Source organism: Glutamicibacter sp. Je.9.36, assembly GCF_051129975.1.
In the GTDB taxonomy this organism is placed as follows: Bacteria; Actinomycetota; Actinomycetes; order Actinomycetales; family Micrococcaceae; genus Glutamicibacter.
Genome location: NZ_JBCPSN010000011.1, coordinates 38,828 through 56,932, shown reverse-complemented (window position 1 = coordinate 56,932; position 18,105 = coordinate 38,828). Strand labels below are relative to the sequence as shown.

General features: G+C 61.3%; 16 protein-coding genes and 1 pseudogene. 9 read left to right on the top strand and 8 right to left on the bottom strand.

Annotated elements, in window-relative coordinates:
- The first annotated feature begins 237 nt into the window (after window positions 1–237).
- The 6 genes from AAZQ98_RS17575 (at window position 238) to AAZQ98_RS17550 (ending at window position 7,833) form a co-directional block, all read left to right on the top strand.
- The gene (locus AAZQ98_RS17575; protein WP_434694120.1) at window positions 238–2,211 is read left to right on the top strand and encodes a M13 family metallopeptidase; all 1,974 of its coding nucleotides are present in this window, start codon (window positions 238–240) and stop codon (window positions 2,209–2,211) included.
- Window positions 2,212–2,349: 138 nt separating this feature from the next.
- On the top strand, window positions 2,350–3,864 hold the full coding sequence (gene lysS, locus AAZQ98_RS17570) for a lysine--tRNA ligase (protein WP_105659018.1): 1,515 nt from the start codon (window positions 2,350–2,352) through the stop codon (window positions 3,862–3,864).
- Between the two features lie 2 nt (window positions 3,865–3,866).
- Window positions 3,867–4,034, top strand: coding sequence for a hypothetical protein (locus AAZQ98_RS17565; RefSeq protein WP_434694119.1), 168 nt, complete (start codon window positions 3,867–3,869; stop codon window positions 4,032–4,034).
- Window positions 4,035–4,171: 137 nt separating this feature from the next.
- Window positions 4,172–4,492 carry a histone-like nucleoid-structuring protein Lsr2 gene (locus AAZQ98_RS17560; protein WP_105659017.1) on the top strand — a complete coding sequence of 107 codons (321 nt, stop codon included), beginning with the start codon at window positions 4,172–4,174 and terminating at the stop codon, window positions 4,490–4,492.
- A gap of 269 nt (window positions 4,493–4,761) precedes the next feature.
- Entirely contained in the window at window positions 4,762–7,275 is a 2,514-nt protein-coding gene (locus AAZQ98_RS17555) for an ATP-dependent Clp protease ATP-binding subunit (protein WP_105659016.1), read from the top strand.
- Window positions 7,276–7,365: 90 nt separating this feature from the next.
- Window positions 7,366–7,833, top strand: a complete 468-nt coding sequence (locus AAZQ98_RS17550) for a hypothetical protein (RefSeq protein WP_434694117.1) — start codon at window positions 7,366–7,368, stop codon at window positions 7,831–7,833.
- A gap of 32 nt (window positions 7,834–7,865) precedes the next feature.
- Here the strand turns inward: AAZQ98_RS17550 and AAZQ98_RS17545 are convergent, their stop codons facing one another.
- From AAZQ98_RS17545 to AAZQ98_RS17535, 3 genes and pseudogenes are all read right to left on the bottom strand, one after another.
- Window positions 7,866–8,312, bottom strand: coding sequence for an iron chaperone (locus tag AAZQ98_RS17545; RefSeq protein ID WP_434694116.1), 447 nt, complete (start codon window positions 8,310–8,312; stop codon window positions 7,866–7,868).
- Window positions 8,309–8,578: pseudogene (locus AAZQ98_RS17540) on the bottom strand (VOC family protein); the annotation flags it as partial. The gene AAZQ98_RS17545 and the pseudogene AAZQ98_RS17540, both read right to left, overlap by 4 nt.
- Before the next feature lie 64 nt (window positions 8,579–8,642).
- Window positions 8,643–9,860: an MFS transporter gene (locus tag AAZQ98_RS17535; RefSeq protein ID WP_434694114.1), complete on the bottom strand. Its 1,218-nt coding sequence runs from the start codon at window positions 9,858–9,860 to the stop codon at window positions 8,643–8,645.
- 130 nt (window positions 9,861–9,990) lie between these two features.
- Here AAZQ98_RS17535 and AAZQ98_RS17530 point away from each other — a divergent pair, with 130 nt between their 5' ends.
- Window positions 9,991–10,500, top strand: a complete 510-nt coding sequence (locus AAZQ98_RS17530; protein ID WP_434694113.1) for an amino-acid N-acetyltransferase — start codon at window positions 9,991–9,993, stop codon at window positions 10,498–10,500.
- 5 nt (window positions 10,501–10,505) lie between these two features.
- On the opposite strand, the gene AAZQ98_RS17525 is transcribed toward AAZQ98_RS17530, so the two are convergent.
- Both AAZQ98_RS17525 and AAZQ98_RS17520 read right to left on the bottom strand, forming a co-directional pair.
- On the bottom strand, window positions 10,506–11,306 hold the full coding sequence (locus AAZQ98_RS17525; protein WP_434694111.1) for a DUF1206 domain-containing protein: 801 nt from the start codon (window positions 11,304–11,306) through the stop codon (window positions 10,506–10,508).
- Between the two features lie 64 nt (window positions 11,307–11,370).
- The gene (locus AAZQ98_RS17520; RefSeq protein WP_434694109.1) at window positions 11,371–12,279 is read right to left on the bottom strand and encodes an A/G-specific adenine glycosylase; all 909 of its coding nucleotides are present in this window, start codon (window positions 12,277–12,279) and stop codon (window positions 11,371–11,373) included.
- A gap of 123 nt (window positions 12,280–12,402) precedes the next feature.
- Here AAZQ98_RS17520 and AAZQ98_RS17515 point away from each other — a divergent pair, with 123 nt between their 5' ends.
- A complete protein-coding gene (locus AAZQ98_RS17515; RefSeq protein ID WP_434694107.1) occupies window positions 12,403–13,020 on the top strand; it encodes a hypothetical protein in 618 nt (205 codons plus the stop codon).
- Between the two features lie 6 nt (window positions 13,021–13,026).
- On the opposite strand, the gene disA is transcribed toward AAZQ98_RS17515, so the two are convergent.
- The 3 genes from disA to AAZQ98_RS17500 are packed head-to-tail and all read right to left on the bottom strand — an operon-like array spanning window position 13,027 to window position 16,593.
- A complete protein-coding gene (gene disA, locus AAZQ98_RS17510; RefSeq protein ID WP_105659006.1) occupies window positions 13,027–14,100 on the bottom strand; it encodes a DNA integrity scanning diadenylate cyclase DisA in 1,074 nt (357 codons plus the stop codon).
- A 34-nt stretch (window positions 14,101–14,134) separates the two neighbouring features.
- Window positions 14,135–15,529 (bottom strand): DNA repair protein RadA, encoded by a 1,395-nt coding sequence (gene radA / locus AAZQ98_RS17505; RefSeq protein WP_105659005.1) that lies wholly within the window; start codon window positions 15,527–15,529, stop codon window positions 14,135–14,137.
- Window positions 15,530–15,564: 35 nt separating this feature from the next.
- Window positions 15,565–16,593, bottom strand: coding sequence for an FUSC family protein (locus AAZQ98_RS17500; RefSeq protein ID WP_434694104.1), 1,029 nt, complete (start codon window positions 16,591–16,593; stop codon window positions 15,565–15,567).
- A 326-nt stretch (window positions 16,594–16,919) separates the two neighbouring features.
- Here AAZQ98_RS17500 and pstS point away from each other — a divergent pair, with 326 nt between their 5' ends.
- Window positions 16,920–18,035: a phosphate ABC transporter substrate-binding protein PstS gene (gene pstS / locus AAZQ98_RS17495; protein WP_105659003.1), complete on the top strand. Its 1,116-nt coding sequence runs from the start codon at window positions 16,920–16,922 to the stop codon at window positions 18,033–18,035.
- Window positions 18,036–18,105: the final 70 nt, after the last annotated feature.

Here is an 18,105-nt window from a genome sequence, read left to right as displayed (position 1 = left end):
TAAGGCCCACTGCGCCGATGGTACTGCACTCGTGAGGGTGTGGGAGAGTAGGTCACCGCCGGACTTAACTTGAGTAGATGGTTTGAGGCCCTGGTACCGTTCGGTACCGGGGCCTCACCTGTTTAACTAGACTATTTAAGCCGTACGCGCATCGGCGGTCCTCACCCTTCCTATCTTCATGGAAGTAGATAAGGTGTGTAGTAGAAATAACAAGATCTTCTACACGAGGGGCTTTCCTTGACCACCGAGACTACGAGTCCACTGACATACCGCGACGATTCAATTCGTCCCCAGGACGATCTCTACCGCCATAGCAATGGCAAGTGGTTCGAGACAGCAACAATTCCAGGAGATCAAGGAATTTACGGTTCCTTCATGGAACTCCGCGACCAGGCTGAGGCTGCGGTCCACGGAATCATTAATGAAGCAGTGCAGAAGGTCGATTCCGGTGCAGAAACTGACGCCGCCACCCAGCGCATTGCCCGCCTCTACAGCTCATTCATGAATGAAGCCGTTATCGAAGAACGCGGTGCAGATCCGGTTGCTGTCTTCCTGAATACTATTTCGGATATCCAGAACACCGAACAGCTGCTCGAAGTATGCGGTTTCTTCCAGCGCAAAGGCATCAGCGGCTTCATGGATATCGGCGCGATGAACGACGCCGGCAATCCGGACCGGAACCTGCTGACCTTCCTGCAAGGCGGCCTGGGCCTGCCTGATGAGTCCTACTATCGCGAAGAGCAGTTCGCTGAAACCGTATCCGACTACCAGGACCACCTTGGCCGCCTGCTGGCCCTTGGCGGTATTGCCGATGCCGAAGCCGCGGCCGCACATGTCGTAGCGCTCGAGAAGACCATGGCCTCGCATCACTGGGACCGGGTCAAGGTCCGCGATGCTCAGGCACGCTACAACCTGATGTCCGACGAGGAGCTTTCCGCGCTTTTCCCGGGCGTGAGGACCTGGCTGGCAGGCGCCGGCATTGAGCCGAAGTACTACAGCGAAGTTGTCGTCTGGCAGCCAAGCTACCTTCAGGGATTGTCTGAGCTATTCGGCTCCCAGCCTCTGGATGCCTGGAAGAACTGGTTGCGGGTCCAGGTGCTGCGCTCGTTCGCTCCCTACTTGTCCAGCGCATTCGTCAATGAGAATTTCTCCTTCTACTCGGCCAAGCTCGGTGGCGTGGAACAGCTCAAGGAACGCTGGAAGCGAGGTGTCGCATTCACCGAAGGTGCTGTAGGCGAAGACATCGGCCAGCTGTACGTGGCTGAGCACTTCCCTGCAGAGGCCAAGGACGCCATGGACGCGCTGGTTCAGCGGCTCATCGAGGCTTACCGCATCTCGATCAGCGAACTGTCCTGGATGGGCCCGGAGACCATCGAAAAGGCACTGGATAAGCTTTCCAAGTTCCGTCCGAAGATCGGCTACCCGAACCAATGGATCGACTACTCTGCCATCCAGGCTGATGAACTGGACGTCATCGCGAATATTGCCTCGGCGAACGAATTCGAGTTCGCTCGTGAACTGAAGAAGATCGATGACGGGGTGGATCGCGAACTGTGGTTCATGTTCCCCCAGACGGTGAACGCCTACTACCACCCGCTGCTGAACGAAATCGCGTTCCCAGCGGCAATCCTGCGCCCGCCATTCTTCGACGTGAACCGCGACATCGCTTCGAACTTCGGCGGCATCGGCGCGGTCATCGGCCACGAAATCGGCCACGGCTTCGATGACCAGGGCTCGCAGTTCGATGGCACTGGCCAGTTGACCAATTGGTGGACCGATGAGGACCGGGCTTCCTTCGAGAAGCTGACCGCCAAGCTGGTGGACCAGTACAACGCGCTGTCCCCTTCAGAAGCCCCGGAACACAACGTCAACGGTGCACTGACCCTGGGCGAGAACATCGGCGACCTCGGTGGATTGGGCATTGCCTACAAGGCCTACAAGCTCGAGTTGGCCGCCCTTGGCATACAGGAAGATGAAGTGATCGACGGCATCACCGGCGACCAGCGCTTCTTCTACTCCTGGGCCGAATGCTGGCGCACGCTGATTCGTCCGGAGACCGCGGTGGTACGCGTGACCACCGACCCGCATGCACCCGGGGAGTTCCGCTGCAACCAGGTGCCGAAGAACCTGGCATCCTTCCACGAGGCCTTCGGCACCAAGCCCGGCGATGGCATGTGGCTGGATCCAGCTGACCGCGTAGAAATCTGGTAAACCGCATAACTGAATGGATAGGGCAGGGGCAAAGCCAGCTTTGCCCCTGCCCTATCCTGCGTTACGGGCCAAGATCACTGTGTAAGGCTGATCATGAAGGGCTTCAACTGCACGCCATGACACGTAGAATGGTCTATTGTGACTTCCGAAAATAATTCCGCACAGGCCCCAGATCCAAACGACCAGCGACAGGTGCGCACCGATAAGCGCAACCAGCTGCTGGCCAAGGGCGAGGAAGCCTACCCGGTAGGCATAGCTCGCACCCACTCGTTGCAGGAAATCCGCGACAAGTACGAGCACCTCGAAGCTGGTGAAGAGACCGAAGACGTCGTCGGCATCGTCGGCCGCATCGTGTTCATGCGCAACACCGGCAAGCTGTGCTTCGCCACCTTGCAGGAAGGCGGCCAGAAGGGCGAAGGGGTTCGCCTGCAGGTCATGCTCTCGCTTGCCAACGTTGGCGAAGAGCGCCTGGCCCAGTGGAAGTCGCTCGTCGATCTGGGCGACCATGTATTCGTGACCGGCAAGGTCATCTCCTCGCGCCGCGGCGAGCTGTCCATCATGGCAGACGCTTGGGAAATGGCTTCCAAGGCCCTGCGCCCACTGCCGGTGCTGCACGCCGATCTGAACGAAGAGACCCGCGTGCGCCAGCGCTACGCCGATTTGATCGTGCGCAATGAGGCCCGCGAAATGGTCTACAAGCGCGCCGCGATCGTCCGCGCCGTACGCAACACCCTGGAGAACCGCGGCTACGTCGAGGTTGAGACCCCGATGCTGCAGCTGGTTCACGGTGGCGCTTCGGCCCGTCCATTCAAGACGCACCTGAACGCCTTTGACCAGGAAATGACCCTGCGCATCGCCACCGAGCTGTACCTCAAGCGTTGCGTCGTTGGCGGTGTCGACCGCGTCTTCGAGGTGGGGCGCATCTTCCGCAACGAGGGTGTCGACTCGACCCACTCGCCGGAATTCACCACCTTGGAATCCTACGAAGCCTACGCCGACCAGTACGTCATGGCTGATCGCATCAAGGAAATCATCCTCAACGCCGCTGATGCCATTGGCGCCGGCCGCACCATCGAGACCCCTAAGGGCACCGCTAACCTGGACGGCGAATGGCGCTGGGTCAGCGTCTACCCGGGCCTGTCCGAAGCTGTCGGCGTGGAGATCACCCCGGAAACCGATGCTTCGGTGCTGCGCGAAGTCGCTGCGAAGCACGAAGTGAAGATCGATCCGGCCTGGGGCGCCCAGAAGCTGGTCATCGAGCTGTTCGGCGAAATCGTCGAGCCGACCTTGATCGACCCGACCTTCGTGTGCGACTACCCGCCACTGGCACAGCCGCTGGCACGCCCGCATCGCTCGAAGCCGGGAGTCATCGAGGCCTGGGACCTGATCATCGGCGGCATGGAGCGCGGTACCGCGTTCTCCGAGCTGATTGACCCGGTGATCCAGCGCGAGCGCCTGACCGAGCAGTCCCTGATGGCTGCTGGCGGCGACCCGGAAGCAATGCAGCTCGACGAAGACTTCCTTCGTGCATTGGAATACGGTGCACCGCCGATGGGCGGTATTGGTTTGGGTATCGATCGTCTGGTTATGCTTTTCACCAACGTCGGTATTCGTGAAACTATTCTGTTCCCACTCCTAAAGCCGGAGGCATAGGAATGCCATATATTGAGGCGATCGTCCCGACAATCGGCCTGGCGCTGCTTTTCTGGTACGTGATGAAAGCAATTACAAACGCGGATCGAAGAGAACGCCAAGCTGAAGCCGAAGCTGATGCGCTAATTCAAAATCGCTCGGATTCTAATAATCCAGTAAACGAGAATTAGTCTTTCCTGAAAGAACCTTGTGAATTCTGATGATAATTAGAGTTTAGTGCGGCTATTTGTATATGCTTGTTGTTTGAAATGGGCTGATGATCGAATGTCAGTTGGTCCAGTACATTCAAGCTCGGAGGAATTCCTAAATGGCACGTCAGGTTCAAATTGCCCTGATCGACGATATTGATGGTAGCGAGGCGACTGAATCTATTGCATTCAGCGTCGCTGGTCAGCATTTTGAAATCGACCTGAACGACGAGCATGCTGCTCAGTTCCATGCAGCCATCGAGCCGTACATCGATGCGGCGCGCTCGTCGAAGCAGACTGCAGCGAGCGAAGCTCCAGCAATCCGCGCATGGGCGAAGGAAAATAACATCAAGGTCAACGCACGCGGACGCCTTAATGCAGAAGTTGTAGATGCCTACAATGCTGCAATGCGCAAGGGTGGACGAAACCGCGCGAAGTAATTTGCGGGGTTTTCAACAAGTCTCAATATAAGAGCCGGCACGCAATGCGTGCCGGCTCTTATTCTTATAACGACGTTCGTAATTCATCCAATACTTTCATTGAACATCGCAATATTGGTGAGCCAAGTAAATCCGGAAATTAATCGCACCTCAATTACGGATTTCCGGTACCAGGGGACTGCTTCGGTTATCCCTGTGGCGAACAAGGGCGCATTGCCGGCGCTTGGTGCGTAGCATCGAATTATTGGTAAGCAAGGAGTGTGCCGAAGATGTTTGAGAGATTTACCGACCGTGCCCGTCGAGTTGTCGTGCTCGCCCAAGAAGAGGCGCGCATGCTCAACCACAACTACATCGGCACCGAGCACCTGTTGCTCGGTCTAATCCACGAAGGCGACGGTGTCGCCGCAAAGGCGCTTGAGTCGCTGAATATTTCGCTGGGTGCCGTTCGTGAGCAGGTTCAGGAGATTATCGGCAAGGGCCAGCAGGCGCCTTCCGGTCATATCCCGTTCACTCCTCGCGCCAAGAAGGTTTTGGAGCTCTCGCTGCGCGAAGCGCTGCAGCTGGGGCATAACTACATTGGTACCGAGCACATCCTGCTCGGCCTGATCCGCGAGGGCGAGGGCGTCGCAGCCCAGGTCCTGGTGAAGCTGGGCGCTGACCTCGGTCGCGTGCGCCAGCAGGTCATCCAGCTGCTCTCGGGCTACCAGGGCGGCAAGGAAACTGCCTCCGCTGGCGTCAGCTCGGGCGGACAGCAGGAAGGCACCCCGGCAGGTTCGGCGGTGCTCGACCAGTTCGGCCGCAACCTCACCGCAGCTGCCCGCGAGGGCAAGCTCGATCCAGTGATTGGCCGCGAGCACGAGATGGAACGCGTCATGCAGGTCCTCTCGCGCCGTACCAAGAACAACCCGGTGCTGATCGGCGAGCCTGGTGTCGGCAAGACCGCAGTCGTCGAGGGCTTGGCCCAGTCGATCGTGCGCGGCGATGTGCCCGAGACCATCAAGGACAAGCAGCTGTACACCCTGGACCTCGGTTCCCTGGTGGCCGGCTCCCGCTACCGCGGCGACTTCGAGGAACGCCTGAAGAAGGTCCTCAAGGAAATCCGCACCCGTGGCGATATCATCCTGTTCATCGACGAGATCCACACCCTCGTTGGTGCTGGTGCCGCCGAAGGCGCCATCGATGCTGCCTCGATCCTCAAGCCGATGCTGGCTCGTGGCGAACTGCAGACCATCGGTGCCACCACCTTGGATGAGTACCGCAAGAATATCGAGAAGGATGCAGCGCTTGAGCGCCGCTTCCAGCCGATCCAGGTCAAGGAGCCTTCGGTAGAGCTGACCACGCAGATCCTGCGTGGCCTGCGCGACCGCTACGAGGCGCACCACCGCGTGACCATCACCGATGGCGCACTGCAGGCCGCTGCCACGCTGGCGCACCGCTACATCTCCGATCGCTTCCTGCCGGACAAGGCCGTGGACCTGATCGACGAGGCGGGCGCACGCCTGCGCATCCAGCGCATGACCGCTCCTCCGGCCTTGAAGGAAATGGACGAGGAAATCGCCACCGTGCGCCTGGAGAAGGAAGCTGCGATTGACGCGCAGGACTTCGAAGGGGCTGCCTCGCTGCGCGATAAGGAATCCAAGCTGATCGAGGCCCGCAACGAGAAGGAGAAGTCCTGGCGCAATGGCGACATGGACGAAGTCTCCGAGGTGACCGAGGACCTTATTGCCGAGGTACTTGCCAACTCCACCGGCATCCCGGTTGTGAAGCTGACCGAGGAAGAGTCCACGCGCCTGCTGAACATGGAAGACGAGCTGCACAAGCGCGTCATCGGCCAGGACTCGGCGATCAAGGCCATCTCCCAGGCGATCCGCCGTACCCGTGCAGGCCTGAAGGATCCGAACCGCCCAGGTGGTTCGTTCATCTTCGCCGGCCCAACCGGTGTAGGCAAGACCGAGCTGGCCAAGGCGCTGGCAGAGTTCCTCTTCGGTGAAGAAGACGCGCTGATCACCCTGGACATGTCCGAATACTCGGAGAAGCACACCGTTTCCCGGCTCTTCGGTGCTCCTCCGGGCTACGTCGGCTACGAAGAGGGCGGGCAGCTGACCGAGAAGGTCCGCCGCCGTCCGTTCTCCGTAGTGCTCTTCGACGAGGTCGAGAAGGCGCACGCCGACTTGTTCAACTCGTTGCTGCAGATCCTGGAAGACGGCCGCTTGACCGACTCCCAGGGCCGTGTGGTGGACTTCAAGAACACCATCATCATCATGACCACCAACCTCGGTACCCGCGACATCTCCAAGGGTGTAATGACCGGCTTCCAGTCGGCCGCGGATACCAAGACCGGTTACGAGCGCATGCAGGCCAAGGTCCAGGAAGAACTGCGTCAGCATTTCCGCCCTGAATTCCTGAACCGTGTTGATGACACCGTGGTCTTCCCGCAGCTGAACCAGGACGAGATCGAAGAAATCGTCGACCTGTTCATCGCACGCCTGGCCAAGCGCCTGGAAGAACGCGAGATCACCATCGAGCTGACCCAGGCTGCCCGCAGCCTGCTGGCCCAGCGCGGTTACGATCCAGCAATGGGTGCCCGCCCGCTGCGCCGCACCATCCAGCGCGATATCGAGGACCAGCTCTCCGAGCGCATCCTCTTCAGCCAGATCGTTGCGGGCCAGAAGGTCACCGTCGACGTCGAGGGCGAAGGCGAGAGCCGCAAGTTCGTCTTCCACGCTGAAGGCGGCACCGGCCAGCTGGAAGGCGAGCCGGCACCGGCAGCACTGGAAAGCTAGGCCGCAGAGGCATAACCCATAGCCGTGGAACTGACAACGTTCAGTTCCACGGCTATTGGCTTTAATCCGGCCATGTCGTAGGCTCAACACATGAAGAAGCGAAGCAAAGGGCAACAGTTGATTGCCGCTTCCTGCCTCGCAGTCATGGCCTATTCAGCCCTGTACCTTCTCCTCCGTCCCCAGCTTCCTGGACAGTTGGTGCGCCATGCCGGCGCCGACGGAGCCGGATACGGCCCAACGTGGCTGGTGGTGCTGGTGATTGGTGCCGCGGGCACGCTCAGTATTGCCATCGGCATCATTGCCTACCGCGACTTCACCTCATTGGGGCACTGGAACCCGGGACCGAAATCGATTGTGGTCTGTTTCCTGGCCGCTGGCTTCGGAATCCTCGGACTGGGCGCTGCCATGCTTCTCGCCGCCATGGGAGAAGACGCCGCGCAGCAAGGCACCCTGCCTATTGGCATGGGACTGCTTGGGCTGATCGGGGTCTTCGCGCTTTCCGCCTCGCTGCTGGCAAAGGCATTGCCCCAGGCGGAGCAAGAAAGTCTCGACGCCTGAAGAGCAATCGAATCCCTCCGGGCGTGCTGGGCTTAGCGGGCCACCGCCTTGGCTACTAACTCGGCAAGCATTTCTTCGAGCTGCCCATCAAGCGCGGTAATGGCGAACGAGGTGGGCCATAGGGTGCCCTCATCCAGCTGCGCAACATCGTTGAAGCCGAAAGTCAGGTAGCGGGTACCGAACTTCTTGGCATCCTGCATGAAGCACAAGATCTTGCCGTCCAAGGCGTAAGCGGGCATGCCATACCAGGTTTTCGGCTCCAATTCCGGAGCCGTTTCGGTGATGATCCGGTGCAGCTTCTGCGCAAGCACCTTGTCGTTGCCCTCGAAGGAAGCAATCTTCTCTTCCACTTCCTTGCGGGCATGTTCCGCCTTCTCGGCTTTGGTCATGCGCTTCTTCGAAGTGCGCACCTCAGCGGCCCGCTCTTTCATCGCGGCCTTCTCGGCGGCTGAAAAGCCTTCTTGTTCTGAACTGCTCATGCTTCTTCTCCCTGAACTGCTTGGTTGATACGGACCATATTTCCCGAAGGATCACGGAAGGCGCAATCGCGCGGACCCCACGGTTGGTCCATTGGCTCCTGCAGGACTTCAGCGCCCGACGCGCTCAAAGTTTCAAAGACCTTGTCCAGATCATTGGCGGACAGCACCAGCGGGCCGATCGCGCCCTTGGCTACCAGCTCGGCCAGGGCCTGCGCATCGGCAGCTGACCGTCCAGCGCCCGGAGCCGAAAGCACCTGGTTAGTGCCGGTCCATCAGGTCCCTGGCCCGGCGCAGGTGCGCCAGGGTTTTCAGCGCTTCGGCATCCACCGGCTAGCCCCGGTTCCTGGCTCGCAGGACAAGGAATGCACCCAGCACCGTTGAGCACAGGTAGATGCCGGTGACGGTGATCCAGCCCGCGGTGAAGCCACCTGCCGAGCCCACCAGCAGGCCCATGGCCAACGGCCCCACGGTGAAACCGCCAAACTGGCCCGCCGAGACGATTCCGCTGGCACTTCCCAGGCGGCTTGCAGGGATCACCCGCAGCAAGCCCGCCATCAGCACTACCGAAACTCCCAGGGCCGAGGCCCCGTGCAGGCAGACCGCTAGCCAGAGCAAGGCCACCGAGTGCAGCTGCTGGGCCATCAGGAAGCTGGCACCGCCCGCAGTGGCCAGCGACGCCAGCAGCAGCAAGAGCTTAGGCGCTGATACGCCGCGTGACATCATCTGCCCCCATCCGACGCGGGCGGAAACGCCAATGACGCCAGCGACCGCGGCGGTCAGGCCGCCAGCCACCAAGGAGAAGTCCAGCTCGCGGACCGCAAAGAGCGCCAGGTAGACGTTGGTCGCCTGAACGCCGACACCGTTGATGAAACCGAATAGGGCCAGCGCAAAAATGACGAACTTCGTGGAGGGGGCGGCCGCAGCCACCGGCTGGCTCGCGCCCGCTGCCGCCTTCTGCGGGGCAGGCGCGGCGAGCATGGGAGTCGCGCGGATAACCCGTACAGCGATGACCGCGAGGACCGCGGCGAGCACGGCGCCGGCCAGCGATGCTCCGTTCCAGCCAATGAATGCAGCCAGCAGCGGGAACCCCACGCTGCCTACGAGCTGCGAAACCTGCACGCCAGACTGCTTGATGCCGGTCCACGTGATGCGCTGGGCACTAGGGACGCGCTGGGCCAGAATGCGGTTGGTGACCCCGTTGGGGAATGACTGGGCGAAGCCGGCCAGGCCGGAAGCCGCCAGGAGCAAGACGTAGCCGGCGGGAATGGCGGCCAAGCCCAGCGCGACCGCCGTCGTGCCGAAGATCAGCAGGATCAGCCTGGTATCCGGTTGCCTGTCGGAGAACTTCCCGAAGACGGCGTTACCCAGTGCCGCGCAGCCGAAGCACACTGTCGCCAACAGGCCGAACTGGGATTCGGTGATTCCCAAATCCCTGATGACCAGGTCGCTGGTGGCGTTCAACCCGTAATTAAGCAGGGGAGCGATGCCGACGGCGGATAGGAGGACGGCAAGCAACCCGAATCCGGGGCGTGCTGTTCTAGCTGGCATCCTCATCCTTGCTCCAGTGCGACTTCAATGTTCAAGTTTATTGTGGCACGCCGTGTTGCGGGATGTTCCTTCAATGACATATCCGGCATCTGCTTCGATTCTGCAAACGGTGGGGCATAGGATTTAGAACGTGAACTCTTTTACCGTCCGCTCAGCCAGAACCAGTGATGTCAACGCTATCCGCGATCTTGTGCGCCCGTTGGCCGAGGAACGGATCCTGCTGGATAAGGAAGCGGTCACCTACTACGAGTCCATCCAGGAATTCCTGGTCGCCGAGGACGCGGACGGCAATGTTGTCGGCTGCGGCGGTTTGCACGTCATCTGGGAAGACATCGCCGAAATCCGTACCTTGGCGACCTCGGGCGAGCTGCGTGGCAAGGGCGTAGGCCATGTCCTGCTCTCCGAACTCTTGGAACGTGCCCGGGAAGTCGGGGTTGGCCGCGTCTTCTGCCTGACCTTCGAAGTGGATTTCTTCATACGCCAAGGCTTCAAGGTGATGGCTGACCAGAGTGCCGTGGATCCAGCGGTATACCAGGAGATCCTGCTCTCCCGGGATGAAGGCGTCGCTGAATTCCTGGACCTCGCACGCGTGAAGCCGAATACCTTGGGCAACACCCGCATGATCATTACGCTGGACTGATACTTCTAGTCCATCCGGTCGTAGCGAGCACGGAACACCAGGTACACCGCGTAGCAAACCAGGCCCGCACCGATAGCAACCAGGACAACCGGCCCAAACGGCTGATCCTGGATGGCCTTCAGCGCGCCATCAATGCCGCTGGCCTCTTCCGGGTCGCGCTGTACCGTGGCCACGATGAAGAGCAGGCCCACGGCACCGAGGACGACGCCCTTGGCCGGATAGCCCAGCATGCCCGAGTACCTGATCGCGCGCGATACCTCGGTATTTCCGGAACCGGAGAGATCCTTCAAGAACTTCCGGGTGGCACCCTTGTAGATGTAGTAGCCGGCCATGGCCAGCAGCCCCAGGCCCAAGGCGATCAGCAACCCCCGGCCAAGTCCGGTCTTCATCATTTCTCCGCTGAAGCTGGTGGCAGTCTTTCCCGAATCACTGGGAATTCCCACCGCAAACCGCCCAAAGGTGAAGCCGACAGCCAAGAAGGATACCGAGATGGCCGCGGACTTGAGCCTGCCCTTCAGTTCGTTTTCGGGCAAGAAGGCCTGCGCCAAGGACCATAGGCCCAGCAATAGTGCGCCGATTGCGCAGATCCACAGCAAGACCATGCCGAAAGGCTGCTCTGCCAAGGCGCCCATGGCTCCGCCTTGATCGGCTTCCGCCTTGCCGCCGGCAGCGACGAAAGCTGCGAGGATTCCCACGGTTGCGTGAAGTACGCCGTTGGCGACGTATCCCAGGCGTGCGGCGCGTTCGAACCATGGGTGCTTGGCTACGTGGCGAACAGCAGCGGCCGGATCAACTGAAGCGTTCATGGGCTAAGCATAGGTAGGCATCAGGGCATAAAGCTAGCCGCTTCTGGCTCGTTCCGGGACGATGCTACGAAGGCAGGCGGATTCCATCTTCTTCGGCGATCGCCAGGCCATCTTTGAGCAGCCCGGCCAGTGCCCGTTCACGCTGCTCCAATGGTGATTGCAATTGGTCAAGCGCCACATACCTTGCATGCGATTCATGGGACAGCTCGGCCAGGAAGGACTGCTCTGGCACCGCCTGCTCATGCTCGCGCAGGATCGCCATGATGGCGCCGCGGACCTGCCGGTCCGTACCCTTCCAAGCTTGTCCCTTCGGGATGTAGTGCGGGGCCGGCTGCCCCTGGGCAATCCATGCGCACTGCTGGAAGACCGGGCATTGCTCGCACTTCGGGCTGCGAGCGGTGCACACCAGGGCACCGAGTTCCATTACCGAAATATTCCACAGATTCGCTGCCTGATGATCCTCGGGCTGGACTTCTCCAGCCCGGGCGAATTCACTGGCACGCGGACTTGGCTCGGGCAATGCCATGCCGCCAAAGAGCCGTGCATGCACGCGGCGAATGTTCGTGTCTACGACAACGGTGCGCTCGCCGAAGGCAAAGCAGGCAATGGCGGCCGCGGTGTAGGAGCCGATGCCCGGCAAGGCCAGGAGCTCGGCTTCGGTGCGCGGGACTTCGCCGTTGTACTCGGTGGTGATCTCCACGGCGGCGGCGTGCAAGCGCTGCGCGCGCCGCGGATAGCCCAGCCGTCCCCACGCTTTCAGCGCTTCGGACAGCGGTTCCGCAGCCAGATCCTGCGGCCGTGGCCAGCGGCGCATCCATTCTTCCCAAACCGGCAAGACACGAACTACCGGAGTCTGCTGGAGCATGAACTCGCTGACCATGACTTCCCAGCCGCTCACTCCGGGGCGTCGCCAAGGCAGGTCGCGGGCGTTCTCTAGGTACCAGGTGTTGATGGTGTTGTGGATTTGCTGCACCCCACCACTCTAAGCCAGCGCACCGGCCGCCCGGAATCAGCGGGAATGGATTGCAGAACGTGATTTGCCCCGGATCCTACGCCATTACCGGCTTCGAGCAGGCAAATGAATTAGCCTTAAGCCATGAGCAACGCATCAGGGGGGAAACCATCGGCCAGCGTCTACCGGCGCAGGCGGATCACCGTGGCAGTACTTGCCCTGGTGCTCGTCGGCCTGCTTGCCTGGGGCGTCGTTGCGCTGGCCGGATTGTTCTCCCCTGATGAGAAGAATACTGCGGGCAATGAGCCAAGCGCCCAGCAAACCCAGTCGGTTCCTTCGCCATCGCCAGAGCCGGAAGACGACGAAGCTGCGGCCAAGAAGTGCAAGAGCGACGAGGTCGAGATTACTGCGACTACCGATGCGAAAAGCTACGCCTCGGACAAGAAGCCGACCTTGCTGCTGGGCATCGAAAATGTTTCCAAGCGCGAATGCGAATTGAACGTCGGAACCACGCAGCAGGAGTTCCTGGTTTCCAGCGGCGCGGACCGCATCTTCTCCACCATCGACTGCCTGGACGGCGCAGAAGATGTGGACCTGGCCTTCAAGCCGGGGCAGAAGGAGAACGCGCGCTTCACCTGGAACCGCGAGCGTTCGGCTCCCGGGTGCAAGTCGGTCAGCGTGCAGCCGCGTCCGGGAACCTACAAGTTCACCGCCGCTATCGGCGACTTCGTTTCGGAGCCGGTCACCTTCACCTTGGAGTGAAAACGCCTAGATGTAGCGATCCAGCAACGAGGATTCGGCCATGCGGGCCAGCCCTTCCCGGATGGAGCGTGCACGCTGCTCGCCGACGCCCTCGATTTCCATGAGCTGGCTGGTGGACGCTGCCATGAGCAGCTGCAAGTTATCGAATGACGCCACCAGGCGGTCCCCGACCAGCTTGGGCACCGTGCGGATCTGCGAAAGCAGGCGGTAGCCCTTCGGGGTCAGCTGGTCGTCTTGGCCAATGGTGGAGTGCGGGAACAGGATCTTGGTCAGGCCATCAAGCTCAATGAGCTGGGCATCGGAAACTTCATGCAGCGTCTCCAGGGCACGCTCGATATCCAGCTCCTGGCCTTCCGCGTCGGAATAGTCCCGCAGGAGCAACTGGTTATCCGCCTGGATGCCGGAGAGCAATTCCGCATGCTGGGCCGCCAGCAGGCGCCCATCGATGCCCAGCTCCAGCACGTAGCGGGAGATTTCTTCGCTGGTACGGCGCAGCATCTCGGTGCGCTGCAAGACAGCGAGCACTTCCCGCGCGGTGGCGACATCTTCGATTTCCGCAGCTGACAGGGCGCTGGTGACCTGGTCCAGGCGGTGGCGGTACCGCTCCAAGGTAGCAATAGCCTGGTTGCCGCGGGCCAGCAGGCGCTCGGCTGGCTCGAGCACATGGCGCTCGCCGTCGGCATAGAGGGTGATGGTCTGCATGGACTGCGAAACCGAAATCGTCGGGAACCCGGTTTGCGCGGCTACGCGTTCTGCCGTGCGGTGGCGGGTGCCGGACTCCTGGGTTTCAATCTGCGCATCCGGCATCAGCTGCACGCCGGCCTGCTGGATCTGGCGTCCGGTGCCGTCCAGAATGATCGCGCCGTCCATCTTGGCCAGTTCGCGGATGCGTGTAGGCGTGTATTCGGTGTTGATCCTGAAGCCGCCGGAGCTGATCGACTCCACGAGCCTGTCATGGCCCAGCACTATGAGAGCGCCAGTACGGCCGCGCTGGATCCGTTCAAGACCCTGGGCGAGCTCGGTACCTGGGGCAATCTGGGCCAGAACGGCAAGGAATCCGGGGGTTGGGTGCGCTTTCAACTTGCGTCCTTTCGGCGGGCAGCAACAATCAAGTTTATCCTGCGGGCTTCTGCCGCTGGTTAAACGCAATATCCAGCGCCTGCGCGATGTTCTCCACCTGGAATACGCGGATGCCCTCGGGGATATTCTTCAACGGTTCCGGGGTAGCCGGAGCCATCGCGAAAGAGAAGCCCAAACGCTGCGCTTCGGTGATGCGCCGTGAGATTTCCGGTACTTGCCGAACTTCGCCGGCCAAGCCGACTTCGCCGAAGGCCACGAAGTCCTGCGGCAGCGGGAATTCATTCATCGAAGAAGCCAATGCCAGCGCGCAGGCCAGATCCGAGGCGGGTTCGGCAATTTTCACGCCACCCACGGTGGCGATATACGAGTCCATGGACGACAGATCCATATGCGCGCGGGCCTGCAGCACCGCCACAACCATTTGCGCCCGCGCGGCATCCAAGCCACTGGTGGCCCGGCGGGCAGCAGGGGCATTGCTGCGCGAGAGCAAGGTCTGCACCTCGGCAACCAGCGGCCGGCGGCCCTCCATCGTGACGGTGATGCAGGTGCCCGGCACCGGGGTGCGGGTTCGGGTGACGAAAAGCTTGGAAGGATCGGTCAGCGATTCAATGCCGTCTTCATTCAAATCGAAGCAGCCCACCTCGTCGGTGGCTCCGTAGCGGTTCTTCAGCGCGCGCAGGATGCGCAACCGCGAATGCTTCTCGCCATCGAACTGGCAGACCACATCCACCAGGTGCTCGAGCAGCCGTGGGCCGGCGACCGAACCTTCCTTGGTCACGTGGCCGACCATGATGGTGGACATGGCTCGGGTCTTGGCCGCGTTGATGATCGAGGCAGCGACTTCGCGCACCTGGGAAACGCCGCCGGCAGCGCCGTCCACCTCTGCCGAGGAGAAGGTCTGCACCGAGTCCAGGATCAGCAGCTGCGGATCGATCTCCTGGATCTGCCCCAAGGCCAGAGCCAGGTCGGTTTCGGCGGCCAGGAACAGCGTATCGGCGATGGCGTTGATGCGTTCGGCGCGGGACTTTACCTGCGCGGCGGACTCTTCACCGGTTAGATAGAGCACGCGCAAGCCGGTTTGCGCGGCTTTCGCGGCAACGTCCAAGAGCAGCGTGGACTTGCCCACGCCAGGTTCGCCGGCCAGCAGGATCGCGGCTGCCGGAACCAGGCCGCCACCGAGCACGCGGTCAAGTTCGGAGACGCCGCTGGGGCGGAAGGCCGCTTCGGAGCCGTCGATCTGCGCGATCGGCTTGGCGGGGTGGGCCACCTTGGCCGCGGCTACGGTACGGGCGGAGACGACACCCACTTCTTCGACGGTGCCCCAGGCCTGGCATTCGCCGCAGCGGCCCACCCACTTAATCGTGGTCCACCCGCATTCAGAGCATTTGAACGATGCGGAAGACTTGCTGCGAGTGGAGGTTTTGGCCATGGCTCAATGCTATCGAGCCATGCGGACATTTTCGTTCAGGACAGCTTGGGCAGCACTTCGATGGCTTCTTCGTGTTCGCGGCCGGCCGCTTCGAGCAGATCCACCACCATCGGGCGCAGCAGCAAGACCAGGCCTTCGCCCTGGAGCCCTTCAACTCCCAGGGCGCGCGGATCCAGCTGGGCGGCAACGCCTTCGAGCTGCAGCTGGGCGGCCTTCTCGTATTTGCGTTGGCCAGCCACCGTGGTTTCGCGCACCGAATGCGCCAAGGTGTTGACCGCCTCGGATAGCTCGCGCATCAGGGGAGCCAAGGTTTGCGCGCCTTCCGGGGTCAGTGCGCTGTTGCTGAGCACGGAGGCAAGGCGCCGGGCGAAGACCCGCGAGTTGCGGGCGGCCCAGTCGTAGTGGTTGAAACGCTTGGATAGCCGGTTCAGTTCATGGCGGTGGCGCCGTCCGGTGGGGGAAATCGTTGCGATTTCCTTCGAAGCGCGGAAGGCGGCGGGCAGCATATCCAGGTACTTCTGGGTTCCGCGAGCCTTGATCAGTGCGTGGAAGGCTGCGCGCCGGTCATCGTCGCGGATGGCCCAGGCGCATTCCAAAAGCGCTTCGGAGAGCTCCTTGAACAGATCCGATAACGCGGAAACCGGGCTGCGCCGCGGGTCGGTAGGCCAGAAAATAATCACCAGCAGGGCAAGCAGGGACCCGGTCAGGGCATCGATGGAACGGGCAAATGGCCCATCCGCGCTGATGGGCAGCAGCACTACCAGTGCCGATTGCATGCCCAGCTGGGTAGAGAAGATGGCACCGGAATCCAAATAGCGGGCAATGACCAGGCTCAGCGACATCACCAGTGCGGCCTGCCAGATCCCCTGCCCGAACCAGTGCATGAGGATATCGCCCAGCGCCACCCCCAGGGTGCACCCCAGGGCGACTTCGGCGGTTTTGCGCACGGTGGTGGAGGCGCCGAAGCCCAGGGAAACCAGCGCGCTGGTGGCTGCGAAAATCGGCTGGGAATGTCCCCAGATGCTTTCGGCGATCCAAAAGGCTCCGATTGCGCCAAGCGTCATGCGCAGGATTCTAGGCAGGGAGTTGCGCGAGCGTATCAGCCCAGCGCGATTGCGCTGCGCTATGAATCCGAATAGTTGCGCTGGCATGCGCTTCACTTTCCGCCCAGTTGCCATGGCTTCAGTCTTCCACGTGTTCGGCGGCAGGTGGCAGAAGCTGCCGGGATATTGCGCTGGTGAGCAGGATCACTTGGCTTCGGGTATGTTGTTAACCTTATGTTCACCTTTGCCGGGGGAGCTGGTTACTTTCGATCTTTAACGTCGTAGATGAAGCGGGAAGAAGCCGCTGAAGGTTTTACATCGATCTACCAACATGGGGAGTAAATCTCGTGAAGCTCAATCGCTTTGGCAGCGCAGCTGCTGTTCTTTCCGTAGCGGCACTCGCGCTGACCGCTTGCGGCTCGGATAACCCAACCGCCGCAGCAGGTTCTGAAGGTGCCGAGGCGTCGGCAGCATCCGGTGTCACCGGAACCCTGACCGGCATCGGCGCATCCAGCCAGAACTCGGCCATGGAAGCATGGACCACCGGCTTCAAGACCGCTAACCCGGAAGCCAACGTGCAGTACTCGCCAGATGGCTCCGGCGCAGGCCGCGAAGCATTCCTGGCCGGTGGCGCGCAGTTCGCCGGCTCGGATGCATACCTGAAGGAAGACGAAGCCGAAAAGGCCAAGGAAGTTTGCGGCCCCGAAGGCGCATTCAACATCCCGGCCTACGTTTCGCCGATCGCGATCGCTTTCAACCTCGAAGGCGTTGAAGAGATCAACATGGACGCAGCCACCATCGCCAAGGTGTTCAAGAAGGAAATCACCAAGTGGAACGATGAGGCTATCGCCAAGCAGAACGAAGGCGTTGAACTCCCGGACACCGCAATCACCGTGGTGCACCGCAATGATGAGTCCGGTACCACCGAGAACTTCGTCGAGTACCTGAAGGCCGCAGCGGCTGACGTTTGGAGCTACGATGTTTCCGGCGACTGGCCAAGCGACATCCAGTCGGAGAATGCCAAGGGCACCTCTGGCGTGGTTTCGACCACCACCTCCACCAACGGCGCAATCACCTACGCCGACTTCTCCGCAGTGGGCGGCCTGTCCACCGTGAACGTGAAGGTCGGCGAGGAATACACCAAGATTTCTGCTGAAGCAGCTGCCAAGGCACTGGAGACCGCAACCCCAGTCGAAGGCGCAGCCGAGAACGACCTGGCTCTGGACCTGGAGCGCGACACCACCGAAGCGGGCACCTACCCAATCGTCCTGGTTTCGTACCACATCTTCTGCAGCAGCTACAAGGACCAGGCAACAGCCGATCTGGTCAAGGCCTTCGGCAACTACGTCATCTCCGAAGACGGCCAGAAGACCGCGCAGGCTTCGGCAGGCAACGCCCCGATCTCGGCAGCCATTGCCGAGAAGGCAAAGAAGTCGATCGACGGCATCACCGTCGCCGAGTAGTACCCCGCCGGGCAACCGGCACCAGGTGCGGGTGGACGAACTCACCCACCCGCACCAGCAGTACCCCTCC

Excerpts from the sequence above, each read along its gene's own strand:
- AAZQ98_RS17500 (WP_434694104.1), bottom strand. The coding sequence starts at position 16,593 with ATGACGCTTGGCGCAATCGGAGCCTTTTGGATCGCCGAAAGCATCTGG.
- AAZQ98_RS17560 (WP_105659017.1), top strand. The coding sequence starts at position 4,172 with ATGGCACGTCAGGTTCAAATTGCCCTGATCGACGATATTGATGGTAGC.
- AAZQ98_RS17555 (WP_105659016.1), top strand. The coding sequence starts at position 4,762 with ATGTTTGAGAGATTTACCGACCGTGCCCGTCGAGTTGTCGTGCTCGCC.
- AAZQ98_RS17545 (WP_434694116.1), bottom strand. The coding sequence starts at position 8,312 with ATGAGCAGTTCAGAACAAGAAGGCTTTTCAGCCGCCGAGAAGGCCGCG.
- AAZQ98_RS17550 (WP_434694117.1), top strand. The coding sequence starts at position 7,366 with ATGAAGAAGCGAAGCAAAGGGCAACAGTTGATTGCCGCTTCCTGCCTC.
- AAZQ98_RS17525 (WP_434694111.1), bottom strand. The coding sequence starts at position 11,306 with ATGAACGCTTCAGTTGATCCGGCCGCTGCTGTTCGCCACGTAGCCAAG.
- AAZQ98_RS17565 (WP_434694119.1), top strand. The coding sequence starts at position 3,867 with ATGCCATATATTGAGGCGATCGTCCCGACAATCGGCCTGGCGCTGCTT.
- radA (WP_105659005.1), bottom strand. The coding sequence starts at position 15,529 with ATGGCCAAAACCTCCACTCGCAGCAAGTCTTCCGCATCGTTCAAATGC.
- AAZQ98_RS17535 (WP_434694114.1), bottom strand. The coding sequence starts at position 9,860 with ATGCCAGCTAGAACAGCACGCCCCGGATTCGGGTTGCTTGCCGTCCTC.
- AAZQ98_RS17515 (WP_434694107.1), top strand. The coding sequence starts at position 12,403 with ATGAGCAACGCATCAGGGGGGAAACCATCGGCCAGCGTCTACCGGCGC.